The organism is Shewanella sp. KX20019 (assembly GCF_016757755.1).
Taxonomy (GTDB): Bacteria; Pseudomonadota; Gammaproteobacteria; order Enterobacterales; family Shewanellaceae; genus Shewanella.
This window is the reverse complement of record NZ_CP068437.1, coordinates 5,043,114-5,065,896: the sequence shown is the minus strand read 5'-3', so window position 1 is coordinate 5,065,896 and position 22,783 is coordinate 5,043,114. Positions and strand designations below refer to the sequence as shown.

Genomic DNA, 22,783 nt, shown 5'->3' with positions numbered 1-22,783 from the left:
CTCTAGTTTAGGTTAGTTAAATCAACGCTCAAAAAGGCGGCTATTTCTCAATGAAATAGCCGCCTTTTTGAGCGTTGTTACTTTATTGAAACAGATCTTCTTCCTCAGACTTATCGATAAAGATATCGCTATTATCTTCCTCTTGCTCGGTGACATATTCAGTTGGCTCAGTGCCAGCAATAAAGTACTCAAATTTGCTGGTGTAGTCTGTCTTACGCGTCAATTTACCAGTGGCTAAATCGATTCGAGCAGAAACAATCCCCTCTGGTGGAGTCGTTGGTACTACAGGCGTGCCTGCTAAGGCATCTTTCATAAACTCATTCCAAGCTGGCCCAGCTGTTTTAGCGCCAGCTTCAGCGAGTGATATTTGATCTTTGGCACCGTTAGCGTTCCAGCTAGTGCGACCTAACTCTTGACCGTGATCATCAAAGCCCACCCAAACTGTAGTGGCGAGCTTAGGGTTAAAGCCACTAAACCAGGTATCGCGTGATTCGTTGGTAGTACCTGTTTTACCGGCAATATCACGACGTTTTACCACTCGTGCTGCACGCCATGCGGTGCCATTCCAGCCGGTACCCTTGCTCCAATTTCCACCGCCCCAAATAACACTTTTTAGCGATTCAGTAATAAGGAAGGCGGTTTGCTCTGAAATGATTCTTGGTGCAAAGCGTGAGTCATCGCTGCCACATTGAATCGGGTTGGTAGTGACTTCCGATTCTTGCTTGGTGTCTATGTCAGTTTGGAATTCATTTGCCATCGCAGCAAATGGATCTTCTGCTAACGGTTGCTCAGGGATAACTGGAGTACAGGCTAACGTCGGATTAGCAGCTTCAAATAGATCGCCATTAGCAGACTCTATTTTTTCAATAAAATAGGGCTCAACCAGATAGCCACCATTAGCAAATGTTGAAAATGCAGTCACCACTTGTAGCGGTGTCACCGAAGGTGAGCCTAGCGCAATTGATTCATTACGAGGAAGATCTGCAGGATCAAAACCAAATTTAACAAGTTGTGCAATGGTGGCATCAAGCCCGCTATAACGCATGGCTCGCACTGACATAACATTGATAGATTGTGCTAAACCAACACGTAGCCTTGTTGGGCCACCATAGACATCTGGAGAGTTCTTTGGACGCCATGCCGTGCCTTGTCGAGTATCGGGCTTATTTATTGGTGCATTGTTGATAAGTGTCGACAAGGTGTAGCCTTTCTCTAATGCGGCGGTATAGATAAACGGCTTAATGTTAGAGCCCAATTGGCGCTTAGCTTGTGTGACACGGTTATATTGACTGGTATAAAAGCTAAAGCCACCCACTAAATTTTTGATAGCGCCGTTTTGAGGATCTATCGATACAATCGCACTGGCTACCAGTGGCACCTGGCTCAATTGCCAAATATCACCATTATTGCGGATCCATACTTGCTGACCTGCAGTTAATACATCGGATGCAAGTTTAGGCGCTTTGCCTTGGCGTTTATTGGTGATGAACTTACGGGCCCACTTAATGCCGTCCCAAGGGAGATCGTAAATGTCTCCTTTCGCTGTCATTACTTTCGCGGTTTGCCCCTCGATAGACATTACAGCCGCGGGATACATGCCTTGGAATGAGCCCGTTTGCTTTAACTTAGTTTTTATCTCTTCGACTTCTAAAGGCGTTTCACTCCAAAGTACTTTGGTGCGTCCGCGGTAGCCATGGCGTTCATCGTAGGAATAAACGTTATGACGCAGGGCTTTTTGAGCATCAAGCTGTAGTTTTGAGTCAACAGTGGTATAGATATCGTAGCCACCAGTATAGGCTTCCTCTTCACCATATTTTTCAACTAAGTAGTCACGGGCCATTTCTGAGATATAAGGTGCATACAAATCGATGACTGCGCCGTGGTACTTAGCGGTGATAGGTGCTTGTATCGCTTCCTCATACTGAGCTTGAGTGATATTACGTTTTTCAAGCATGCGGCTGAGCACCCAGTTACGACGGTTAAGTGCGCGGCTAGCGTTTCTAATTGGGTTTGCTGCAGATGGTGATTGAGGCAAACCTGCAATCATTGCCATTTCTGGCAAGGTTAATTCGCTTAACTCTTTGCCGTAATAAACTTGAGCGGCGGCTCCAACACCATAAGCACGGTTTCCTAAGAAAGAGCGGTTAAGGTAAAGCGTTAAAATCTCTTGTTTGTTGAGCGCCTTTTCAATTTTCAATGCCAGAAAAATTTCTTTGGTCTTACGTATGTAGGTTTTATCTCGGGTTAAAAAGAAACCACGGGCGACCTGTTGAGTGATGGTACTCGCTCCCTGACTCTTTTTGCCTGTAGTGACCAAGATAACTGCGGCGCGGATGATACCAATAGGATCAATGCCTCGATGCTCAAAGAAACGAGCGTCTTCGGTATCGAGTACAGCATTTATTAACTGTTCTGGAACATCATCATAATGGACTGGAATTCGACGTTTCTCACCAAACTGGGAGATCAGCTTGCCGTCGCTACTATAAATTCTAAGTGGCGTTTGCAGTTTTACCGTCTTAAGTGTGGTGACATCGGGCAGGTCTGGAAGCACATAAAAATATGCCGCCACAATGGCACCGATGCCAAGTAGCCCTAGGCTAAAAAAAGCAATAACAAGACGTTTTAACCACTTCAAAGGAAGATTCCATGAATATAAATAAGACCCGTAGTATATAAGCCGTTGGAGGAATGGTGAAGTAAAAGACTAAGTATTAATGCTTTGATTAATACAATGGGCATTTATAGCTGTCTAACCCACTTATAAAAACACTTATAGGGCGATGGTTTAAGTAGAAGCTACGGCGCCTTCGGATCTAGCTGCTAAGTTTTTGAATAGCTGGTTTTGTAAGCGCTGTGAAACCCTTGCTATGAGCGACTCTGATGCTCATGTTTTACTCGAGCACACCGGCTGAGTGGCATTTTATTATGTGTTGTACTCGATGTTATTGGAAATAAATTCGCCTGAAAAATAGCCGCCGTCAGAACTGTGACGGCAGATTTAAATGCTGCTAGTAGTGACATTGCTAGTTTTTATTACTACATTTTACTTAAAATTAGTGTAGATACTAAAAAATGAACTGTGTTTTTAGTTTGACGCGTCACAGAGGGATATAAGTAGTTATTAAAAGTCAATAAAATGGCAATTGTAAAATCTAGAAACATTTTGTACAAATAGCTATAACGCGTAGATTGTGTGCTAATCTATTTTTGAAAATAATAAAAAAGTGACGTTGGACTATGCTTTCGAATATATGGAAGCGTCAGGCTCCGCAGATGGTTGGGATTGATATTGGTTCCCATGAAGTTAAAGCAATACTGCTGAGTAAGACTGCTGATGGATATAAAATACTAAGCCATGCTGCGATCCCGCTGAAGAAAGGGGCTGTCAATGATCATGAAATTCGAGACAGTGAAGCGGTTGTCGAGGCGTTAAAGCAAGTTAAGCGCACACTTCCTAAAACCACAAAATTTGCAGCGGTTGCGGTATCTGGTTCCGCTGTAATGACTAAAGTCATCTATATGGATGCCTCTCTGAGTGAAGAGGAGATGGAAGCTCAAATAGAAATTGAAGCTGACAATCTTATCCCTTATTCGCTAGATGAAGTTAATATCGATTTTGAAACCCTCAGTGCCAATCAAACAGATCCTAGCAAGGTGGATGTATTACTGAGTGCTTGTCGCTCTGAAAATATTGATAGTCGTATCGATGCGCTGGATGACGTTAACCTCGAGGTCAAAGTTGTCGATGTCGAAGGATATGCATTGGGCCGTGCATTTGAAGTCATTTCTGCGCAATTGCCAGAAGGTGCAGCAAGCAAAATTATCGCACTGGTCGATATTGGCGCCAGTATTACTACTTTTTCAGTTGTTGAAAATGGTGAAACCACCTTTGTGAGGGAGCAGGCATTTGGTGGAGAGCAATTTACCCAATCAATACTCTCTTTCTACGGTATGACCTATGAGCAGGCTGAAAAAGCTAAGTTAGCGGGTGAGCTTCCACGGAACTATATGTTTGAAGTGTTATCTCCTTTTCAAACTCAGCTACTGCAGCAGATCAAACGTACCCTACAGATTTACTGCACTTCTAGTGGTAAAGACAGAGTGGACCACATTGTACTCTGTGGCGGCACTGCTAGGCTTGAAGGTATGACTAACCTTATGGTCAATGAGTTAGGTGTTAATACCATTGTTGGCGACCCTTTTAAAGGTTGCTTGCATGCCGATGACGCCGTTAGGCAGCAACTCCAGCCAGACATAGGTAAATACATGTTGGCATGTGGACTGGCATTAAGGAGTTATGCTGAATGGCGAACATAAACCTCTTACCTTGGCGTGAAGATGCGAGAGAAAAACAAAAAAGAGATTATACCGGTGTACTTGCACTGGTTTTCTTAGTTTCTGGCCTTATCGTTTATCTATCTCTTATGGCGATCGATGTAATATCTGACGATCAAAAAGGGCGTAACGCCTATTTACAATCAGAAATTCAATTACTTGAAGCGCAAATCGCGGAAATCACAGTAATTAGAACGCGTAAAAAGGACATTGAGCGTCGTACCGAAATCATTTTAGGGCTTCAGCAATCTAGAAATTTGCCGACACATGTTCTAGATGAACTCGTGCGTATTGTGCCTGCAGGGATCTATCTTTCCAGTATAGAGAAAAAGGGCAGTATGTTATGGATAGAGGGGCGCAGTGAGTCTAATAATAATGTCGCCAATATGATGCGCAAGGTTAAGACCTCTGCTTGGCTGCAAGATCCTAATATGCAATCTATCATTGCTCAAAATGCTGAGCTAAGACAACTGCAACGATTTACGCTCCGAGTGACCATCGCAGATAGTGAAATGGCAGAACTGAGCATGGCAAAAGGAGCGAGTCAATGAATCTCGACCTAAGTCAATTTAACGATATCGATTTTGAGAATATTGGCGCTTGGCCCAAGTTGGTTAAAATCGTGTTTGCCGCACTGCTGGCTATTTGCGTATTCGTTGCGAGTTATTTTTTGTTTGTATCGGATGCGCTCGATGCATTAAATGCCGAACAGCAAAAAGAGCAGCAGTTAAAAACGGATTTTAAATCAAAATATCAATTAGCCGCAAACCTTAAACTGTATCGAGAGCAGTTAGCTGTGATGGAGTTGCAGTTTTCCGAGCTGTTAAAAATGCTACCGTCGCAAAACGAAATGCCAGGGTTACTTGATGATGTTACTTTTGTTGCGACTGATGCAGGGCTTAAAATTAAGAGTTTAGATTGGGACTCAGAGATAGTTAGAGAGTTTTATATCGAGTTCCCGATCAAAATTGCTGTCAGCGGAGATTATCATCAGCTTGGTCACCTTGTTAGTGGTGTCGCAAAGTTACCGCGTATTGTTAGCTTGCATGATTTCGTGATTAAGCGAGATGACAGTGGTTCACTGGCCATGGATATTTTAGCTAAGACTTATCGCTTTAAAGAGGGTACTGAGTTGCCAGCAACAGAGGGAGCAGCTAAATGATGAAAATATTCCCGGTAATCTTTGCTGCAATGCTACTTTCAGGCTGTGTCGGGGACAGAAGTGATCTTGAGCTATTTGTCACGACGACCAAAGCCCAGCATGTTGCACATATCAAACCTTTAAAAGAAACGCCCAAGTTTAAACATTTCGCTTATCAAGCAGACCTTATACGTAGCCCGTACATTCCTCCGTCTAGAGAGTTGACCGAAGAGGTTATTGATACCAGCAAGGACTGTTTACAACCTGATCTTAAACGTCGTAAAGGGCGATTAGAAACATACGCGCTGGATAATTTGAAAATGCGTGGCACCTTAAGTGAAGTTGATACTATTTGGGCTCTGCTTGAAACAAGTGATGGCAGCGTTTATCGCTTGGGAACTGGCCAATATCTTGGGCTTTACCATGGCAAAATCGCCAAAGTAACGCCGCAAACAATCGACATTATAGAGTTAATTCCAGACGGATCTGGCTGCTGGACGGAACGAAATAGCAGCATGGAACTAACAGGAGAATAATAAGAATGACTGAGGGGATCATGAGACTGTCTATCACGCACCGTGCCTTCGCAATGGCCGCGTCTTTTATCAAGGTTAGCTTTAGCCTTGCGCTCCTATTGGGAATGGCTCCGCTAGCAAATGCGGCGAATAAATTAATCGATGTCAAATATCATGCGGTAGTTGATCACCAATTAGAGTTACAGTTGGTATTCGAAAATGATATTGATGCCCCCGAAATTGAACTGAACGCTAATCCAGCACAGATCATCTTAGGCTTTGCAGATAGCCTTTCTGGACTTGAAAAACAAACGCTTCCCATTGAAATAGTGGGTGTTGAAACTGTCAGCACAGTACAAAGCGGTACGAGCATGCAAGTGTTTGTAGGGCTAGAAAGTGTTAAAGCATATCAAGGACGAATCGTCGGTAATACTTATAGGCTGACTATCAATGATGAGGTAGTGAATCGTCATGATACAGAGAATAACCCTTTTACAAATGGGATTGAAAGTATCGACTTTAAACGTACATCAGATGGCGGTGGTCAATTACTGGTTAAGCTAGAAAACAACTCAGTCGCGGCAAATGTAGAACAAGTCGGCGCTAAGCTTGAGCTTAAACTGTATAACACCGATATCCGCTCTGAGCTACTTTATGTCATGGATGTTCATGATTTCGCAACGCCAGTTAAGAGCTTTGAAACCTTTAAAGAGGAGCTCACTAGTCGCTTTCTAATTGATATCGAGGGTATGTATGAGTATGACTACCAACAAGATGGTCGTCTATTTAAGCTCAGCATGAAAAAGGCAAAACGCCTTGATATTGTCAAAGAAGAAAAAAAATATGATGGGCGCTCACTCTCTTTAAATTTCCAAAATATGTCCGTTAGGACTGTGTTGCAGATTATTGCTGACTACAACGATTTCAATTTAGTCGTTAGCGATACTGTTGAAGGTGATATAACACTGCGACTCGACGATGTGCCCTGGGATCAGGCGCTCGACCTTATCTTGCAAACCAAAGGGCTGGATAAGCGAATTGAAGGCAATATCTTGATGATTGCGCCTAGTGAAGAGATTGCAATCAGAGAGAGCCAAGAGCTTAAAAATTTACAAGAAGTTAAAGAGTTAGCACCATTATATTCTGAATTTTTGCAAATTAACTACGCTAAAGCCGTTGATATTGCAGCGCTGCTAAAAGGTGAAGATTCAAGCTTATTATCAACTCGCGGCAGTGTCGCAGTAGATGAGCGAACCAATACGTTATTAGTAAAAGATACAGAAGAAACATTGGAAAGCATCCACCGTTTAATAGAAGTGCTTGATATTCCTATTAAGCAGGTATTAATTGAAGCGCGAATGGTTACGGTTAAAGACGACGTAGCAGAGGACTTAGGTGTACGTTGGGGGATAACAGACCAGCAAGGTACTAAGGGAACGTCGGGAAGTCTTGAGGGCGCGAATAGCATTGCTAATGGCATCATTCCGAGCCTAGACGATAGATTGAACGTTAATTTGCCAGCGGCGGCAGCTAACGCAACCAGTATTGCATTTTCCGTAGCCAAACTTGCCGATGGTACGGTACTCGATCTTGAGTTGAGTGCACTGGAGCAGGAAAATAAAGGGGAGATTATTGCAAGCCCACGGATTACGACTTCAAATCAGAAGTCGGCTTACATTGAGCAGGGTGTTGAGATCCCTTATGTAGAGGCTAGCTCCAGTGGTGCTACAACAGTGACTTTCAAAAAAGCAGTCTTATCGCTTAGAGTGACGCCGCAGATCACCCCTGATAATCGCGTGATCCTTGATTTGGAGATAACCCAAGACTCGCAAGGTAAAGTGGTTGCCACGCCAACGGGAGAAGCAGTCTCTATCGATACACAGCGCATTGGTACACAGGTGCTGGTGGATCATGGTGAGACGATTGTATTGGGCGGTATATATCAACAACAATTGATTAGTCGCGTAAGTAAAGTTCCTATTTTGGGCGACATCCCCTACCTTGGATTTATGTTTAGAAGTACATCGGATAAGAATGAGCGACAAGAGCTGCTTATCTTTGTGACCCCTAAAATTATTTCCGAATCACTGTAATCGCAATAAACCAATAAAAAGCCAGTGTTTAACACTGGCTTTTTACAAGATGAAATAGATTTTTGATAGAAATGTGTTACTTCGCTTGCCATCAATAGCGGTTAGCTGAGATAATCAGCGGTCAAGTCTCAATAGAGCAAGGTAACATTTAAGGTCAACTCTCGTTTTCGGGTTGGCGTAGGCAAACTTCAAATAAGATTCAGACATATATCGCAATGGCCGAAAAACGTAATATTTTCCTAGTAGGTCCTATGGGGGCTGGTAAAAGCACTATAGGCCGTCATCTGGCACAGATGCTGCACTTAGAGTTCCACGATTCAGATCAAGAAATTGAAAGCCGTACAGGCGCTGATATTGCGTGGGTTTTTGATGTCGAAGGCGAAGAGGGCTTCCGCGTTCGCGAAACACAAGTTGTTGCTGATTTAACCGAGAAGCAGGGTATCGTGTTAGCAACTGGTGGTGGTTCAATTCAGAGCAAAGAGATCCGTAATAATCTTTCTGCTCGTGGGATTGTTGTCTACCTCGAGACCACAATCGACAAACAAGTAGCGCGCACGCAAAGAGATAAGCGTCGTCCACTACTTCAAGTAGATGATCCAAGAGAAGTGCTAGAAACTCTAGCCGAGGCGCGTAACCCTCTTTATGAAGAGATCGCTGATGTTATCGTTAAAACCGATGAGCAAAGTGCGAAAGTAGTTGCAAACCACATAATTGAGCAATTAGGTTTTTAAGATATGACTAAGCAGGTTCTGGTTGAACTCGGTGAACGTAGTTACCCAATCGTAATTGGCCAGAATTTGTTAAGTAATGGCGAGCCCTTGGCTCGCTATCTTAAAGACAAAAATATCCTCATTGTCACCAATGAAACGATAGCGCCACTGTACCTTGAAAAAGTACAAGCCATGCTGTCCGATTTCAGCTGTGTTACTCCCGTGATTTTACCTGATGGCGAACAATATAAAACGCTGAGCCAGATGGATTCAATTTTCACCTCTTTGCTGCAACAAAATTTGGGCCGTGATACGGTACTTATTGCATTGGGCGGAGGCGTAATTGGAGATATGACAGGGTTTGCTGCGGCTAGTTATCAGCGCGGTATCGACTTTATCCAATTCCCGACCACGCTGTTGTCTCAAGTAGATTCATCAGTAGGTGGAAAAACAGCTGTTAATCACCCTTTGGGTAAGAATATGATCGGTGCTTTTTATCAGCCGAAATATGTTTTGATTGATACTGACTGTTTGAACACCTTGCCTAAAAGAGAATTTGCTGCTGGTATGGCAGAGGTTATCAAGTACGGCATTATGTGGGATGCAGAGTTTTTTAGCTGGTTGGAAAACAATGTTGACGCATTGAAGGCACTTGATACTCAAGCGCTTGAATATGCTATTGGCCGTTGCTGTGAAATCAAAGCGGATGTTGTTGAAAAGGATGAAACAGAGCAAGCAGTAAGAGCGCTGCTTAATTTGGGACATACTTTTGGGCATGCCATTGAGGCTGAAATGGGTTATGGCGTGTGGTTACACGGCGAAGCTGTTGCTGCTGGCACAGTCCTTGCTGCAATTACCTCATATAAGCTGGGGCTAGTAGAAGAGTCAATTGTTTGTCGTGTTACGGCACTGTTTAAAGCATTTGATCTGCCTATTACAGCACCAGAAACAATGAAGTTTGAACAATTCATTAAACATATGCGCCGAGATAAGAAAGTACTTAAAGGACAATTGCGTTTAGTGTTACCGGAAGGCTTAGGCCGGGCGGGCGTTTATAGCAATGTTACTGATGAGCTACTTCAAGAGGTTATCGACTGCGCATAAATTATGTAGCAGGTATTCGGTGAAATCTAAATATAGTCCTCCAAGTTTTATTACGGGTAAAGACCCTATGTTTATCAAGCATAGGCCATTTTTGCTACGTCATTTTCAGCCATGGATTGAGCTTTCTCTTGTGGGAGCGAAGATCTAAATGTCCTTAACAGGTTCAATTTTACTGCCTAGCCAAGAAGCCCTGCTAAATCGACTACAGCATATAAGCTTGTATGGTCAGCAGCTTATCGTGCTCACCGGCGAAAATGGTGCCGGGAAAACCACGCTTGTCACTGCGTTGCTAAATGAGCTTGAAGGCTTTAGTTCTGCATTGGTCATTTGCCCTAAACATTGCGACAGCGCTGAAATTAGACGCAAAATATTAGTGCAGTTGTTAGCTGAGCCAGTATTTGACGATGAACTGCCTTTGCCTGAAACCATATTGAGAGTCGCTTCAGCCCTGCCGTCAGCAAGTTGTATCGTACTCGATGATGCCCACTATATACCGTTAGAGATCTGGGCTGAATGTATCGTCTTAAGTCAGATGTCTTTTGCAGGAAAAACAGTCAATGTGACGATGACATCCCCGGTCGATTTTTTAAATGATGTTCTACAGCAGTTACCCATCGACCAGCGTCAGCTGCTACTCCCATTAGATATTGAACCTATCGATTGCGCCGAAAGAGAAGGACTCTATTACACGTTGTTAAGCCGTAGTGAGGCACAGCCTTTTACGCCGAGAGATATCGTAAAAGATAGATTAGAGGCGCAAAACGGCAGTCCGAAAGAGGTGGTAACCTTACTTGAGTTGGCGCTTAATGGAGGGGCTGAAGAGCCTGCCGAAAAATCTAAAGCCAAGCTATTTATCGTCGGAGCGTTCGTTCTTTTAACGTTAACATTACTGGCTTGGCTCTTAATGGATACCGAGGAACAGACTGTAGAACAAGCTAGTGCGGTCATTTTTGCTGGAAAGCCAGTATTGAACTCCCCCTTTTTGGCTGAATATGGTGAACGGCTTTTGGCTGGCTATCTCGTGCCTCAGTCTATCGCTGCGTCGCAAAATGAGTCAGAAAGTCGTCAGAGACTGCTGATTGACGGCGTTGATGACAAATTGCGAGTTGAGCCTGATCTGATAGACAGCCAGCAACTGCAGGCGGTTGATGACTCATTTGAGGACGTTGCACAAGTTAGCACTGAGGTTAGCAAACCTTTAACGGCAACCCACATTGAAACGTTTTCAGCTAATTCTAAGGCAAACCCTAGCAGTGTTAATGATGGAAAAGTTGTAGCCAAAGTAGTGCAAAAGCCTGTTCAAGGCTACACCCTACAATTAGCCAGTGTTAAGCGTTTAGATTCTTTAGCAAGAATGTTAGACAGTGTAAAAGCGGAAAAGGGCGTAATGGTTGCACGCTATAAAAGCCGTTGGGTGGTATTCATGGGTGAGTTTGGCTCGGTAAAGCAAGCGAGAGAGCAATCGTTGAAATTAACAGCAAACGCCAAAATTTCTGCACCTTGGATTAGAAAGTGGCAAGATCTTAGCCAATATGAGTTACAAGATAGGCTTCCAATTCGTGAAATTAAAGAATAAACATAGTACAATCACCAGCTGTCTTTTTATTAGATTCAATCAATTTAAATGATTAAAAAACAAAGGGCCTTCTTAAAGTGGGCTGGCGGAAAATTTAAACTGATTGAGTTGCTAAAAGAACACCTTCCGCAGGGGGATAGGCTGGTTGAACCTTTTGTGGGCGCAGGTTCAGTATTCCTTAATACAGACTATGACCGCTACCTATTGTGCGACATTAATCAAGATTTGATTAACTTGTATAAGATAGTGCAGTCCGATCCTGAAAAGTATATTAAGGCTGCCAAAGCACTGTTCGTCCCAGAGATGAATCAAAAGGAAGCGTACTATAAGGTTCGCACCAGCTTTAACGAGACTAAAGACCCTTTTAAACGTTCTGTTTATTTTCTTTATATGAATCGTCATGGTTTTAACGGTCTTTGCCGTTATAACCGTAAAGGTGGCTTTAACGTGCCATTCGGTTCGTATAAAAAGCCTTACTTCCCAGAAAATGAAATTCGTGCATTTTCGATAAAAGCTCAACGTGCTGAGTTCCGCTGTATTGGCTACGAGCAAGCCATTGATATGACCGAAAATGGTGATGTGGTTTACTGCGATCCGCCTTATGCACCACTGTCATCAACAGCGAGTTTTACCACCTATGTCGGTTCTGGTTTTTCATTAGATGACCAAGCGTTGCTGGCTAGAAAGTCACGCCATACGGCAATTGAACGTGGCATTCCGGTGCTGATCAGTAACCATGATATACCACTGACCAGAGAGCTTTATCACGGTGCGATGTTTGACTCGATTAAAGTGCAGCGTAATATTAGCCAGAAAGGCAGCAGTCGTAAGAAAGTTGATGAGCTGATGGCGTTATACGATGATTCGTATCATAGCGAGAATGATTAGCCTACAACTTGACTGACAATCAATAACAGGCTTAATACAAATGCGATAGCGAGCAGAATTCCCATTACAATAAAGGGGACTGGCGAGGATGTTTGAAAGTCTTTAAGTCGGTTTTGCTCTGTCTGCACACCAATAAAGGCAGCTAAAGTACTCAATAGCACTTGCCACCATTGTTTTAGCATAGCGCTCTTATTCGCCCTTCATCGGTGAGCCATTACTCATTGGCGCACTTTGGTGACCATGGAGCAGTTCCAATAGGTCGATGAAATGTAATTGATTGTTCTGACTTTTACCCGATAACCAACTTTTCCAACTCAAATCATCAGATTGAGAAGCGCAGCGGTTATTCGGATGACTTGCAGGTAGGCCTGGGTTATAGCTGCTGGTTGCGGTATCGCAAACACAAGCGCTAGAGGCTAAATCTGAAGATTGAGATGTTAAGCTAATAGTTCCAACAGCTGCAGTAACGACAGCAAGAATAACAGTCGCTCTAAATGTTGCTGTTTTCTTGAGTAATCCCTTCACGTCGCCCTCCTATTATTGCATGCAGTCGAAACATTATAGCAAAGAAGGTCATATTTTAAACATATTTTACATTTAAATTCTGTTTTGCCATGGCAATGAATTTTTTTAAGCCACCAATTTGGTTAAATAAGCTTACAGGTATAGAGCGCATGCGCTGCAAAAGGTAGAATAGTGCACTTCTTAAACATACTGGTGGGTTTGTTATGCGTCCATTTTTGATTGCTCCTTCTATTTTATCAGCAGATTTTGCTCGTCTAGGTGAAGACGTTGACGCGGTACTGAACGCGGGGGCCGATGTTGTTCATTTTGATGTAATGGATAACCACTATGTGCCAAATTTAACGATTGGACCTATGGTCTGCAAAGCATTGCGTGATTATGGTGTAACAGCTGATATTGACGTGCACTTAATGGTTAAACCGGTCGATAGCCTTATTCCTGATTTTGCTAAGGCGGGCGCCTCAATTATTACGTTTCACCCTGAAGCGAGTGAGCATTTAGATCGTAGTTTGCAGCTGATCAAAGAATCAGGTTGTAAAGCGGGTCTGGTGTTTAACCCTGGAACGCCGCTACATTACTTAGATCATGTCATGGATAAGCTCGATGTCATCCTATTGATGTCGGTTAACCCAGGTTTTGGTGGTCAGTCATTTATTCCATCAACCTTAGATAAGCTACGCCAAGTGCGTAAGCTGATTGATGACAGCGGCTATGATATTCGCCTGCAAGTTGATGGTGGCGTTAAAGTCGACAACATCGCTGAAATTGCTGCTGCGGGCGCAGATATGTTCGTCGCCGGTTCGGCTATTTTCAATAAGCCTGACTATAAAGTCGTTATCGACCAAATGCGTACTGAATTAGCAAGTATTGAGGCTTAACTGATGGCTGACTTTAGTCAAATTAAAGCGGTAGCATTTGACTTAGATGGGACGCTTATTGATAGCGTTCCTGATCTTGCGGCGGCGACCAATGCTACGCTGCAGGAGCTGGGTTTACCTTTATGTACTCAAGAGCAGGTGCGTAGCTGGGTCGGTAATGGCGCCGAAATGCTGATGCGTCGAGCACTCTGTTTTGCGCTGGAGCTCGAAGTCAGTGACGAAAAACTAGCGGCCTGTATGCCAAGGTTTATGCATTTCTATCAGCAGAATCTGCAGCAGCATAGTCGCTTATATGACAAGGTCGAATTAGTGTTGCAGCAGCTTTATGCCGCGGGCTATCAGTTGGCGATCGTCACGAATAAACCTTATGAATTTACGGTGCCCTTGCTTGAAGCGTTTAAGCTAGACAGTTACTTTTCGATAGTCTTGGGTGGAGATTCATTGTCAAAAATGAAACCAGACCCTATGCCGTTAACGCATATATTGCAGCAATGGCAGCTTGAGCCCGCACACCTCTTAATGGTCGGAGACTCGAAAAATGACATATTAGCCGCAAAAGCCGCCGGGATTGCGTCAATAGGCTTGACCTATGGCTACAACTACGGTGAAGATATTGGGCTGAGCAGCCCTGCTGCGGTATGTGAACAATTTAATGAAATTTCAGCGCTATTAAATATCACCGCTGAATCAATGGAGCAATAAAAGAATGACTGCAAAACCTATCGTGTTTAGTGGTGCTCAACCATCTGGTGAGCTGAGTATTGGTAATTACATGGGTGCACTACGTCAGTGGGTTGGTTTACAAGACACTCACGACTGTATTTATTGTGTTGTTGATTTACATGCGATTACCGTAAGGCAGGATCCAGCCAAGTTGCGCGAAGCGTGTTTAGACACCTTAGCGATCTATCTTGCCTGTGGTATAGACCCTGATAAGAGCACCGTATTTCTACAGTCTCAAGTACCACAGCACACACAGCTTAGCTGGGCATTGAACTGTTACACCCAGATGGGTGAGCTTAACCGTATGACGCAGTTCAAAGATAAGTCGCAAAAACACGCTAATAATATCAATGTTGGCTTGTTCGGTTATCCTGTATTAATGGCGGCCGATATTCTTCTATATCAAACCAATGAAGTGCCTGTTGGCCAAGATCAGAAACAACATTTAGAGCTAACGCGTGATATTGCAACTCGCTTCAACAATGCTTACGGCGAAACATTTGTGGTACCTGAGCCATTTATCCCTGAAATGGGTGCCAAGGTGATGTCACTGCAAGACCCGACAAAGAAAATGTCTAAGTCAGATGATAACCGTAACAATGTCATTGGTTTACTTGATGATCCTAAAGCGATTATGAAGAAGATCAAAAAGGCGATGACCGATGGGCAAGAGCCACCAGTGGTGCGTTTTGACGTTGAGGAAAAGCCGGGTGTGTCTAACTTAATGAGTTTGATGTCTGGCTGTAACGGTCAATCACTAGCAGCGATTGAGAAAGATTTTGAAGGCAAGATGTATGGCCACTTAAAGGTCGCCACAGGCGAAGCCGTTGTTGCTATGCTTGAGCCTCTACAAGCTCGCTTTAAAAAATTCAGAGCAGACGAAGCTTATCTCGATTCTGTCTTTAAAGCGGGGGCGGAAAAAGCTAAAGCCCGTGCTGAAGTGACCATAAAGCAGGTGTACGAAAAAATCGGCATGATTGTCTAGTTATCAGTAACTAAGTTCAGCATGCAATAAAAGCCAGCGTAATACGCTGGCTTTTTTGTGGGCTAGGACTGCAGATTAAGCCAATTCACAAATGCATCAATTGCTGGCTCTTTTAAACGACGCTGCTTACAGCTGAAATAGAATTCAAACCCCGTCAATATGTCGGGTAGTGCTAACTCTACTAACAGCGCTTTTTCAATATCAGCCTGCACCATAAAGTCAGAAGCCAGCGCTATCCCTTGGCCTGCAATTGCGGCTTCAATGGCCAGTAATACATGGCTAAAGAGGTGTTGCTGTTGCTCTGGCGGCAAAATCATATCATTGGCGACAAACCAACGGTCCCAGTCTAGCCCTAAAGGCCCTTCATCGACCGTGAGTAATGGATGTGAGCCTAACTCATCCACTGGCAGGTAATCGGGTGTCATCAAGCTGGGGCTGATCACCGGCACTAAGCGTTCCTTATGTAGCAACTGATGATAGTAACCTGGTTGTCCGCTCTGGCCGGTAATAAACATATCTGCCACACCATCACTAAGCTCGGGGTCGTCGGTGATCATATCGAGGCGGATTTTTATTTCAGGATGTTGTCTTCTAAAGCTGCTTAGCCTAGGGATTAACCATTTAATGGCAAATGAGCTATAAACCGCTAGCCGTAGTTGATCGTTGCTATCGCCGCTGATCTGCATACTGAGATCGCTGAGTTCATTAAAGATCCGCTCCAATGACTCGTACAGATGCTTGCCCTTGGTTGTTAAGCGTAGCTGGCGTCCCTCTCGGGTAAATAATCGCTCACCAAAGTGCTCCTCCAATTGCCTGACTTGATGTGAAACCGCGCTTTGGGTTATGCATAGCTCAGCGGCTGCTTTGGAAAAATGCGCTTGTCTTGCTGCAGCTTCAAACACCTGCAAGGCTCTGAGTGGTGGTAGTTTTCTCATTGTTTTATCTTAGATGGTATGAGTTAAATAAGTGATCTTGTTCATAGTATTAGTTTAATTCATGCTTGAGTAAAAAACATCATTTCATGTCGTGATTTAAGCGCTATATCATCCGCAAATATAGAGTTAGCTGGTGGAAGTAAAGATGAGGTCAAATGTCACGATTGGCATTGGGTTGCTGGTGTTCGGCAATCTTTTTAGTGCGCTGTACGATGTGTCGATTAAATGGATGCCAGAGGGCAGTAACGCGGCAACTTTTTTGTTGTTGCGGCAAGTGCTGTCGGTATTGATGTTACTACCGATATGGTTTATCGCCCGTCGTCCAACAACCTCTCACCTTAAATTACACCTTTTTAGGGCTAACACCGGTGCTATGGGGGCTGTGTGCCTCATCATGGGATTGATGGCGCTACCCATCGCTACGGTGAGTTCACTATTTTTCTCGGCACCGCTAATCATAGTGCTGTTGGGGTGCGTGTTTTTAAAAGAGCGGGTGACCCCATGGCAATGGCTGGCAACCATCTTCGGATTTATTGGCATCTTAATTCTACTAAGGCCGAGTGAGATAAATTGGTTTGGCGTTGCGGTACTTATTTCGGCATCTACCTTTGCGATCAATCAGCTGGCATTGCGAAAGTTGCCGGATACAGAAGATCCAACAGTGACATTGATGCTTTATAACGCGCTGAGTATTCCGCTAGTGATAGTGATGGTTGCTGTACAAGGGTTAGAGGGGCTAAGTTGGTCGTTAGTGGCCATAGCTGGCTTAAGCAGTGGCTTTTTGTTGGCATATCATTGGTTTTGTGTATTGGCTTATCGACGTGCACAAGCGAGCCAGATAGCGATTGCGGAGTACGCTGGACTTCTATTTTGTGTGTTCTTTGGTTGGTTGTTATTTGGGGAGTGGCTGGATGCATTAAGCTGGGTTGGCGCAGGTTTTATTGTACTGCCGTCGTTATTCATTCCTTGGTTAAGCCATAAAATACTGAATAGCAGCGCAAAAAAAATCATCGAGCACAATGCGCGATGATCTCTTAAACGGTCGCAGGGCTGATTAAGGTTACGAGTCGGTGTACTCAAATACCTTAATCACTTTGCGCACGCCGGCTGTATTTCGGGCAACGTCCACAGCAAGATCGGCTTGCTGGCGCTCCACTAACCCAATGAGAAATACCTCACCATTCTCAGTGACCACTTTAATGTTAGTGACATCGAGATTATCTTCACTGAGCATGCGACTTTTCACCTTGGTGGTTATCCAAGTGTCATTACTACGAGTGGTAAAGGAGGTGGGGTTGCCGATCCGAATTTGATTATGGATCTTGCCACCAATTTTAAGCTCTTGTACTGTGCGAATCGCTTTATCTCGCAGCATTGAGTTGGGCGCTTGACCAATCATCAATACATTTGAGTTCATCACAATCCCGCTGACATTGGCTTGGTTTTTTAGGTCATCATGAGATGATAGCGCACTAGAGATGTTGAAATCGGCGTTAGTGTCATCAAGCTGAGTTTGAAAACTACGCTCATCATTGACCATCATGACGCCACCAACAGCCCCCACCATTACTGCGCCCGCACAGCCTTGCAGCATGAGCAGTATGGCAATTAACGGTAGCAGCTTTATCATGCTGATTCGTCCTGCGGGAATAGCGTGCGGTCAATGTTGTCACACAAGCAGTGAATCGCCAGTAAGTGTACTTCTTGGATGCGGGCTGTCACTTTTGACGGCACACGGATCTCAACGTCGTTGACACTCAATAGCCCTGCCATTGCGCCACCGTCTTTACCGGTTAACGACACTATGGTCATATCGCGGCTAAGTGCTGCTTCCATCGCCTTAATCACGTTTCCAGAGTTACCGCTGGTTGAAATGGCGAGCAGAATATCACCGGGCTGACCGAGTGCCATTATTTGCTTGGAGAAAATTTCATCATAACTGTAGTCGTTCGCAATCGCGGTGATCGTTGATGTGTCACAGCTCAATGCGATAGCAGGTAAAGGTGGACGTTCTATTTCATAACGATTCAATAACTCGGCAGAAAAATGCTGCGCATCACCAGCGCTACCGCCATTACCACAAGCTAAGATCTTATTGCCGCTTAACAAACAATGCACCATCATCTCTGCCGCTTTGGCAATTGACTCTGGCAATGCTTCAGAAGCATCAATTTTGGTTTGAATAGATTCAGTAAAGCTGTCTTTAATGCGCTCTAACATGGAGTTACCTTATGTCTGTATATAGCGTTTTAGCAAACGCGCAAATTAAAATTAAATCGGTTTAAAAAGCGTCGCGGATCCATTGTATGCCTGAGGGATCGGCGGCGATAACATCGAATCGACAGATAGCGTCGATTCGGTTCAATTGAATGTAATGGCTCGCGGCTTTTCTTAAGCGTTGCGTTTGAGCAAGGCTTAATGCGTTAACCGCGCCGCCGTATTGGGTATGGGTGCGATACTTAACTTCAATGAATACCCAATCTTTACCGTCGCGCATAATAATATCGATTTCACCAAAACGATAGCGCACGTTTCGTTCGACAAACTTAAGTCCGTGTTGTTCCAAATATTGCCGCGCGGCATTTTCAGCAGCTTGTCCTTTCACGGCTGTTCTCTCTTTCAAATTCGCTGCATCCTTGTGGCGGTATTTGAATATAACGCTATGTCGTTATCGAGCGTTAAACATTTACATGTCAGTTTAAAGAATTTTCTTAAAGTGGGCGCAAGTTACCTCGTTGATAACGACCCCAGCTCAACTGGCGGTTAATCGTTCCGTCACCTTGAACTGATAGTGTGCCACTACGGCCGGAAAACTGGTAGCCGGGTAGTGCGCGCATTTGTGCAAGTTTACCGACTAAATCGAGTGCGTCATAGCCCATAATGTACAAGCGTTTACGACTGTTACTCCAGTTCGGCCATAGCTCATTCACCATACGAGTTTCAGTGTTAGGGGTTATTAACCAAGGAATGTCACTAATAGTCAGATGATTCAATTCGGTTGCCGTTTCACGGGTATTGCTTTCAATTCGGCTGCGGCTGGTGGTGTAAAGCGGCACTGGCTGTGCAAATACACTGAAGTTGACGTCAATAAACGGTTTTAATAGCAGCAAATCGCGGCTAGCCGAGATCATGTAAATAGCATCAATATCACGGCGAGAGCGGAAGTCAGCCTCTATTTTGGGTGTTAAGATCGCTTTAATGCGTGCAATGCGCTCTTTACTGTCAATAACACCCAATGCTTTTTGTACCGTGACCTTCATTTTGTCACCGCCATCATAGTAATGAATTTCGGCGGGTTTTTGAGTCAATTGCTGCCAAGCCTCGCTAAAACTCTCAGCCATGCGGTGGCCAACAGCATCATTACTCACAAGTAATAATGGCTGCTCTATGCCGTCGTTATAGAGTCGTTGCGCGGCATCGATAGCCTCATCTGTTGGTGATAGTGCAAAGAAAAATTTGTCATCTTGTGGCGTAAAATCATCGATATGATTTAGATACAGCTGCGGAATACTCTTTTTCGCTACAGGTGTTGTAGTTGTCGGTGTGATCGCTCGCGTTGCTGTGGTGCTTGAGCCCCGTTGCTCTGTTGTCGTGGGAGCACTATCCATATTCTGTAACTGCTCCACCTCTGACTGTAGTAGCGGCCCAATAATAAACTCAGCACCAGCAGTTACCGCCTGTTGATAAGCAAGTTGTGCTCCAAGTGCTGTGTCAAAAAAGTTAACAGCAACACTGTCATCACCCGTTGCCATGTAATTGGCAATAATGCCCTGTTTAACGGTGTTTGCAACAACGGCTCGTGGGCCCGTTAGTGGTAATAGTACCGCAATGTTTTTAGGTTGATAGGGCTTAGTATTGAGCGCTTTCTCTAGATCCGTAGGCAATTTAGCTGCCGCTGGATGGTTGGGGTTTAGCTGTTGCCAGCTGCCGAGTTGACGAACCAAATCATTGGGATTAATCGCGTAATGTTTAGCGATATAGGCTAATTGTACCCAACCTTGAAAAGTGGGGTTACTACGGTCATCGCGAAAACTGAGTAGCGTTTTTTCGCTAATGGGCTGCAAGGACCGCCAGATTTCATCATTGACCTCAAAAGCCTGTGTAGTGGGTAAGTACTGGCTCAATAAGCTTAGCTGTCTTACTTGCTCTATCGGCTGGTTGATATGTTGATAGAGGCGCGCCTTGAATTGGTAATAGCTCACCCATTGCCAATTCGGTAGTGTCCAAGTGCTAGGGTAGTCGAGTGTTTTCAGTGCATGGTCATAGGTCGAAATTACCTCTAAAACACGTGCGCTCAGATATTTGTGCTCTGCTAGCAGCTCAGGTTTTTGTGTGATTTCTTGCGCAATAGACGTTAATGTTTTGTCTGCAGCGTTGGCGTTACCTTCATTGAGAAGTGCATGTGCCGCCAATAAAACATACTTATCACGAGTTTCACGGTTTTTTTCGTTGGCCGCCAGCGCCAAGTACTGTGATGACGCCATTGTCACAGCAGACAAAGAAACTTGTGTCTTTTCAGTCTTTACGGGAGCCGTAGGAGTTCCACAACCGAATAAAACTGCAGATAAAATCGCGATTGAGATAAATTTAGTTGAATTCAGTCTTTTTAACACAGGTCTTCACTCTGGTAAGATGCTGTCAATAGTTTAACCTGCTCTTACGCTTGGCGAAAGTCTTGTTAAAAACTCTTGCTATAAGTCAATACTGAGGTAGATATGGACCTGTCGGTCGCGCTTTACATTGTTCCCACGCCAATCGGGAATTTAGGGGATATAAGTAGCCGTGCAATTGAGGTGCTTAATCAAGTGTCGCTCATCGCCTGCGAAGATACACGTCATAGTGGTAAGTTGTTGAGCCACTTTGGTATTGAAACGCGTAAAACCGCGTTGCATGATCATAACGAACGCGATAGAGCGCAGTGGATCATTCAAAAGTTAGGCTATGGTGAGTCAGTCGCACTTATCTCTGATGCTGGCACGCCACTGATATCTGACCCAGGTTATCACTTGGTGAAGCAGGTACGTGAAGCGGGCTTTAATGTGATCCCACTGCCAGGCCCTTGCGCAGCCATTACCGCATTGAGCGCTTCAGGTTTACCCTCAGACCGTTTCACTTTTGAAGGTTTTCTCCCCTCTAAAGAGAAAGGCCGCTTAGATAAACTCAGCGCGCTTAAAGAAGATCCACGCACCTTGATTTTTTATGAATCACCGCACCGTATCGTCCACAGTTTAGAGTCGATTGCAGCTGCACTCGGCGAAGACCGTGAAATTGTGATGGCGCGAGAAGTGACCAAAACATTTGAGACCTTCTTGTCGGGCCCTGTAGGCGAAGTTTTGCAAACGGTTAAAGACGATCCAAACCAGCAACGTGGTGAAATAGTATTGATGTGTCATGGCCACCGCAGTGATGAAGAGTCAGAGTTCTCTACTGTGGTGATTGAAACGCTAAAGTTATTGTGTGAAGAGCTGCCATTAAAAAAGGCATCAGCGATTGCTGGGCAGATCTACGGCATTAAAAAGAACGCACTTTATAAGCACGGATTAGCGATCGGTCTCTAATATTACTTTAATCGTAAGCATCAAAGGTGAAAGTCCTTGGTTTGTTGCTTGAGCTTAGGCTATAATCCGCGCCGAGTTGGCTAGACAGTTGCCGCGTTCGCAAGAACGGGGAGGAAAGTCCGGGCTTCAAAGAGCAGGGTACCAGGTAACGCCTGGGCGGTGTGAACCGACGACAAGTGCAGCAGAGAGGAGACCGCCAACTTCGGTTGGTAAGGGTGAAAGGGTGCGGTAAGAGCGCACCGGGCGGCTAGTAATAGTCCGTTGCAAGGTAAACTCTACCCGAAGCAAGACCAAATAGGGTCCCGTATGGCGCTGCTCGCGTTGGGACCGGGTAGGTCGCTTGAGCCTGTGAGCAATTGCAGGCCTAGATGAATAACTGTCCACGACAGGACCCGGCTTATCGGCCAACTCACCTATTAACGTAAAAGGCCTCGCAGCAATGTGAGGCCTTTTGCATTTATGGCATTATTCAAAGAGCTGTTGCTAGCGCTATTATTAGACTTAGCTATAAATTTACTTGCCAGTAGAATTGGCCATTTATATTTATTGGCATCTATTTCCCTTCGAAAACTCATCGTGTTTGTTAAACTTTCGATGTTTTAATCCTCTGCCTAGAGCTTTACTTTGCAAATTTATCATTGGATTTTTTAGGAAAAGAACATCTTTAACAGCATATAGTAAAACAAAGTTAATTTTTTAGTCATTGTTAATGTTCAATTTTTTATCCAGCCGCTATTTTTACATCGGCGCTTTTTGTCCCATCCAAAATCATTCGTTTACCGTATTTACATTACAGTTTTGTAAACTTTGTTGT

22 protein-coding genes and 1 other RNA gene are annotated in these 22,783 nt (G+C 44.3%); 15 read left to right on the top strand and 8 right to left on the bottom strand.

The window, feature by feature from the left end; all coding sequences use genetic code 11:
• Positions 1-82 precede the first annotated feature (82 nt).
• Complete coding sequence (locus JK628_RS21905) at positions 83-2,638, bottom strand: penicillin-binding protein 1A (RefSeq protein ID WP_202287001.1); 2,556 nt, start codon at positions 2,636-2,638, stop codon at positions 83-85.
• Positions 2,639-3,240: 602 nt separating this feature from the next.
• Here JK628_RS21905 and JK628_RS21900 point away from each other — a divergent pair.
• The 9 genes from JK628_RS21900 (at position 3,241) to JK628_RS21860 (ending at position 12,365) form a co-directional block, all read left to right on the top strand.
• Entirely contained in the window at positions 3,241-4,320 is a 1,080-nt protein-coding gene (locus tag JK628_RS21900) for a pilus assembly protein PilM (protein ID WP_202287000.1), read from the top strand.
• Positions 4,308-4,889, top strand: a complete 582-nt coding sequence (locus tag JK628_RS21895; RefSeq protein ID WP_202286999.1) for a PilN domain-containing protein — start codon at positions 4,308-4,310, stop codon at positions 4,887-4,889. The genes JK628_RS21900 and JK628_RS21895 overlap by 13 nt, the downstream gene beginning before the upstream one ends.
• Positions 4,886-5,500, top strand: coding sequence for a type 4a pilus biogenesis protein PilO (locus JK628_RS21890; RefSeq protein ID WP_202286998.1), 615 nt, complete (start codon positions 4,886-4,888; stop codon positions 5,498-5,500). Before JK628_RS21895 ends, JK628_RS21890 begins: the two co-directional genes overlap by 4 nt.
• Positions 5,500-6,015: a pilus assembly protein PilP gene (locus JK628_RS21885; RefSeq protein WP_202289927.1), complete on the top strand. Its 516-nt coding sequence runs from the start codon at positions 5,500-5,502 to the stop codon at positions 6,013-6,015. Before JK628_RS21890 ends, JK628_RS21885 begins: the two co-directional genes overlap by 1 nt.
• 53 nt (positions 6,016-6,068) lie before the next feature.
• A complete protein-coding gene (locus tag JK628_RS21880) occupies positions 6,069-8,087 on the top strand; it encodes a type IV pilus secretin PilQ (protein WP_237524246.1) in 2,019 nt (672 codons plus the stop codon).
• Positions 8,088-8,302: 215 nt separating this feature from the next.
• Positions 8,303-8,818 carry a shikimate kinase AroK gene (gene aroK / locus JK628_RS21875; protein ID WP_202286996.1) on the top strand — a complete coding sequence of 172 codons (516 nt, stop codon included), beginning with the start codon at positions 8,303-8,305 and terminating at the stop codon, positions 8,816-8,818.
• 3 nt (positions 8,819-8,821) lie between these two features.
• Entirely contained in the window at positions 8,822-9,901 is a 1,080-nt protein-coding gene (gene aroB / locus JK628_RS21870) for a 3-dehydroquinate synthase (RefSeq protein ID WP_202286995.1), read from the top strand.
• Positions 9,902-10,049: 148 nt separating this feature from the next.
• Positions 10,050-11,477 carry an ATP-binding protein gene (locus tag JK628_RS21865; RefSeq protein ID WP_202286994.1) on the top strand — a complete coding sequence of 476 codons (1,428 nt, stop codon included), beginning with the start codon at positions 10,050-10,052 and terminating at the stop codon, positions 11,475-11,477.
• A gap of 48 nt (positions 11,478-11,525) precedes the next feature.
• A complete protein-coding gene (locus JK628_RS21860) occupies positions 11,526-12,365 on the top strand; it encodes a Dam family site-specific DNA-(adenine-N6)-methyltransferase (RefSeq protein ID WP_202286993.1) in 840 nt (279 codons plus the stop codon).
• Here JK628_RS21860 and JK628_RS21855 read toward each other — a convergent pair.
• Both JK628_RS21855 and JK628_RS21850 read right to left on the bottom strand, forming a co-directional pair.
• Complete coding sequence (locus JK628_RS21855; RefSeq protein ID WP_202286992.1) at positions 12,362-12,547, bottom strand: DUF2970 domain-containing protein; 186 nt, start codon at positions 12,545-12,547, stop codon at positions 12,362-12,364. The two genes, JK628_RS21860 and JK628_RS21855, sit on opposite strands and share 4 nt — an antisense overlap.
• A gap of 7 nt (positions 12,548-12,554) precedes the next feature.
• Positions 12,555-12,890: a hypothetical protein gene (locus JK628_RS21850; RefSeq protein ID WP_202286991.1), complete on the bottom strand. Its 336-nt coding sequence runs from the start codon at positions 12,888-12,890 to the stop codon at positions 12,555-12,557.
• 203 nt (positions 12,891-13,093) lie between these two features.
• Here JK628_RS21850 and rpe point away from each other — a divergent pair, with 203 nt between their 5' ends.
• The 3 genes from rpe to trpS are packed head-to-tail and all read left to right on the top strand — an operon-like array spanning position 13,094 to position 15,476.
• Positions 13,094-13,768, top strand: coding sequence for a ribulose-phosphate 3-epimerase (rpe, locus tag JK628_RS21845; protein WP_202286990.1), 675 nt, complete (start codon positions 13,094-13,096; stop codon positions 13,766-13,768).
• Positions 13,769-13,771: 3 nt separating this feature from the next.
• Positions 13,772-14,470 (top strand): phosphoglycolate phosphatase, encoded by a 699-nt coding sequence (locus JK628_RS21840; protein WP_202286989.1) that lies wholly within the window; start codon positions 13,772-13,774, stop codon positions 14,468-14,470.
• Positions 14,471-14,474: 4 nt separating this feature from the next.
• Positions 14,475-15,476: a tryptophan--tRNA ligase gene (gene trpS, locus JK628_RS21835; protein ID WP_202286988.1), complete on the top strand. Its 1,002-nt coding sequence runs from the start codon at positions 14,475-14,477 to the stop codon at positions 15,474-15,476.
• 62 nt (positions 15,477-15,538) lie between these two features.
• Here trpS and JK628_RS21830 read toward each other — a convergent pair whose 3' ends face one another.
• Complete coding sequence (locus JK628_RS21830; RefSeq protein WP_202286987.1) at positions 15,539-16,411, bottom strand: LysR substrate-binding domain-containing protein; 873 nt, start codon at positions 16,409-16,411, stop codon at positions 15,539-15,541.
• A 145-nt stretch (positions 16,412-16,556) separates the two neighbouring features.
• Between JK628_RS21830 and JK628_RS21825 the strand changes: the two genes are divergently transcribed.
• Positions 16,557-17,441 (top strand): DMT family transporter, encoded by an 885-nt coding sequence (locus JK628_RS21825; protein WP_202286986.1) that lies wholly within the window; start codon positions 16,557-16,559, stop codon positions 17,439-17,441.
• Between the two features lie 30 nt (positions 17,442-17,471).
• Here the strand turns inward: JK628_RS21825 and dolP are convergent, their stop codons facing one another.
• The 4 genes from dolP to JK628_RS21805 all read right to left on the bottom strand — a co-directional run bounded on the left by dolP (position 17,472) and on the right by JK628_RS21805 (position 21,024).
• Positions 17,472-18,041: a division/outer membrane stress-associated lipid-binding lipoprotein gene (gene dolP, locus JK628_RS21820; RefSeq protein WP_202286985.1), complete on the bottom strand. Its 570-nt coding sequence runs from the start codon at positions 18,039-18,041 to the stop codon at positions 17,472-17,474.
• The gene (locus JK628_RS21815; RefSeq protein ID WP_202286984.1) at positions 18,038-18,631 is read right to left on the bottom strand and encodes a phosphoheptose isomerase; all 594 of its coding nucleotides are present in this window, start codon (positions 18,629-18,631) and stop codon (positions 18,038-18,040) included. Before JK628_RS21815 ends, dolP begins: the two co-directional genes overlap by 4 nt.
• 61 nt (positions 18,632-18,692) lie before the next feature.
• Complete coding sequence (locus tag JK628_RS21810; RefSeq protein ID WP_237524094.1) at positions 18,693-19,034, bottom strand: YraN family protein; 342 nt, start codon at positions 19,032-19,034, stop codon at positions 18,693-18,695.
• An 88-nt stretch (positions 19,035-19,122) separates the two neighbouring features.
• A complete protein-coding gene (locus tag JK628_RS21805) occupies positions 19,123-21,024 on the bottom strand; it encodes a penicillin-binding protein activator (protein ID WP_202286983.1) in 1,902 nt (633 codons plus the stop codon).
• A 102-nt stretch (positions 21,025-21,126) separates the two neighbouring features.
• Here JK628_RS21805 and rsmI point away from each other — a divergent pair, with 102 nt between their 5' ends.
• The gene (gene rsmI / locus JK628_RS21800) at positions 21,127-21,969 is read left to right on the top strand and encodes a 16S rRNA (cytidine(1402)-2'-O)-methyltransferase (protein WP_202286982.1); all 843 of its coding nucleotides are present in this window, start codon (positions 21,127-21,129) and stop codon (positions 21,967-21,969) included.
• Positions 21,970-22,041: 72 nt separating this feature from the next.
• Positions 22,042-22,385: RNase P RNA component class A (gene rnpB, locus JK628_RS21795), an RNA gene on the top strand.
• Positions 22,386-22,783: the final 398 nt, after the last annotated feature.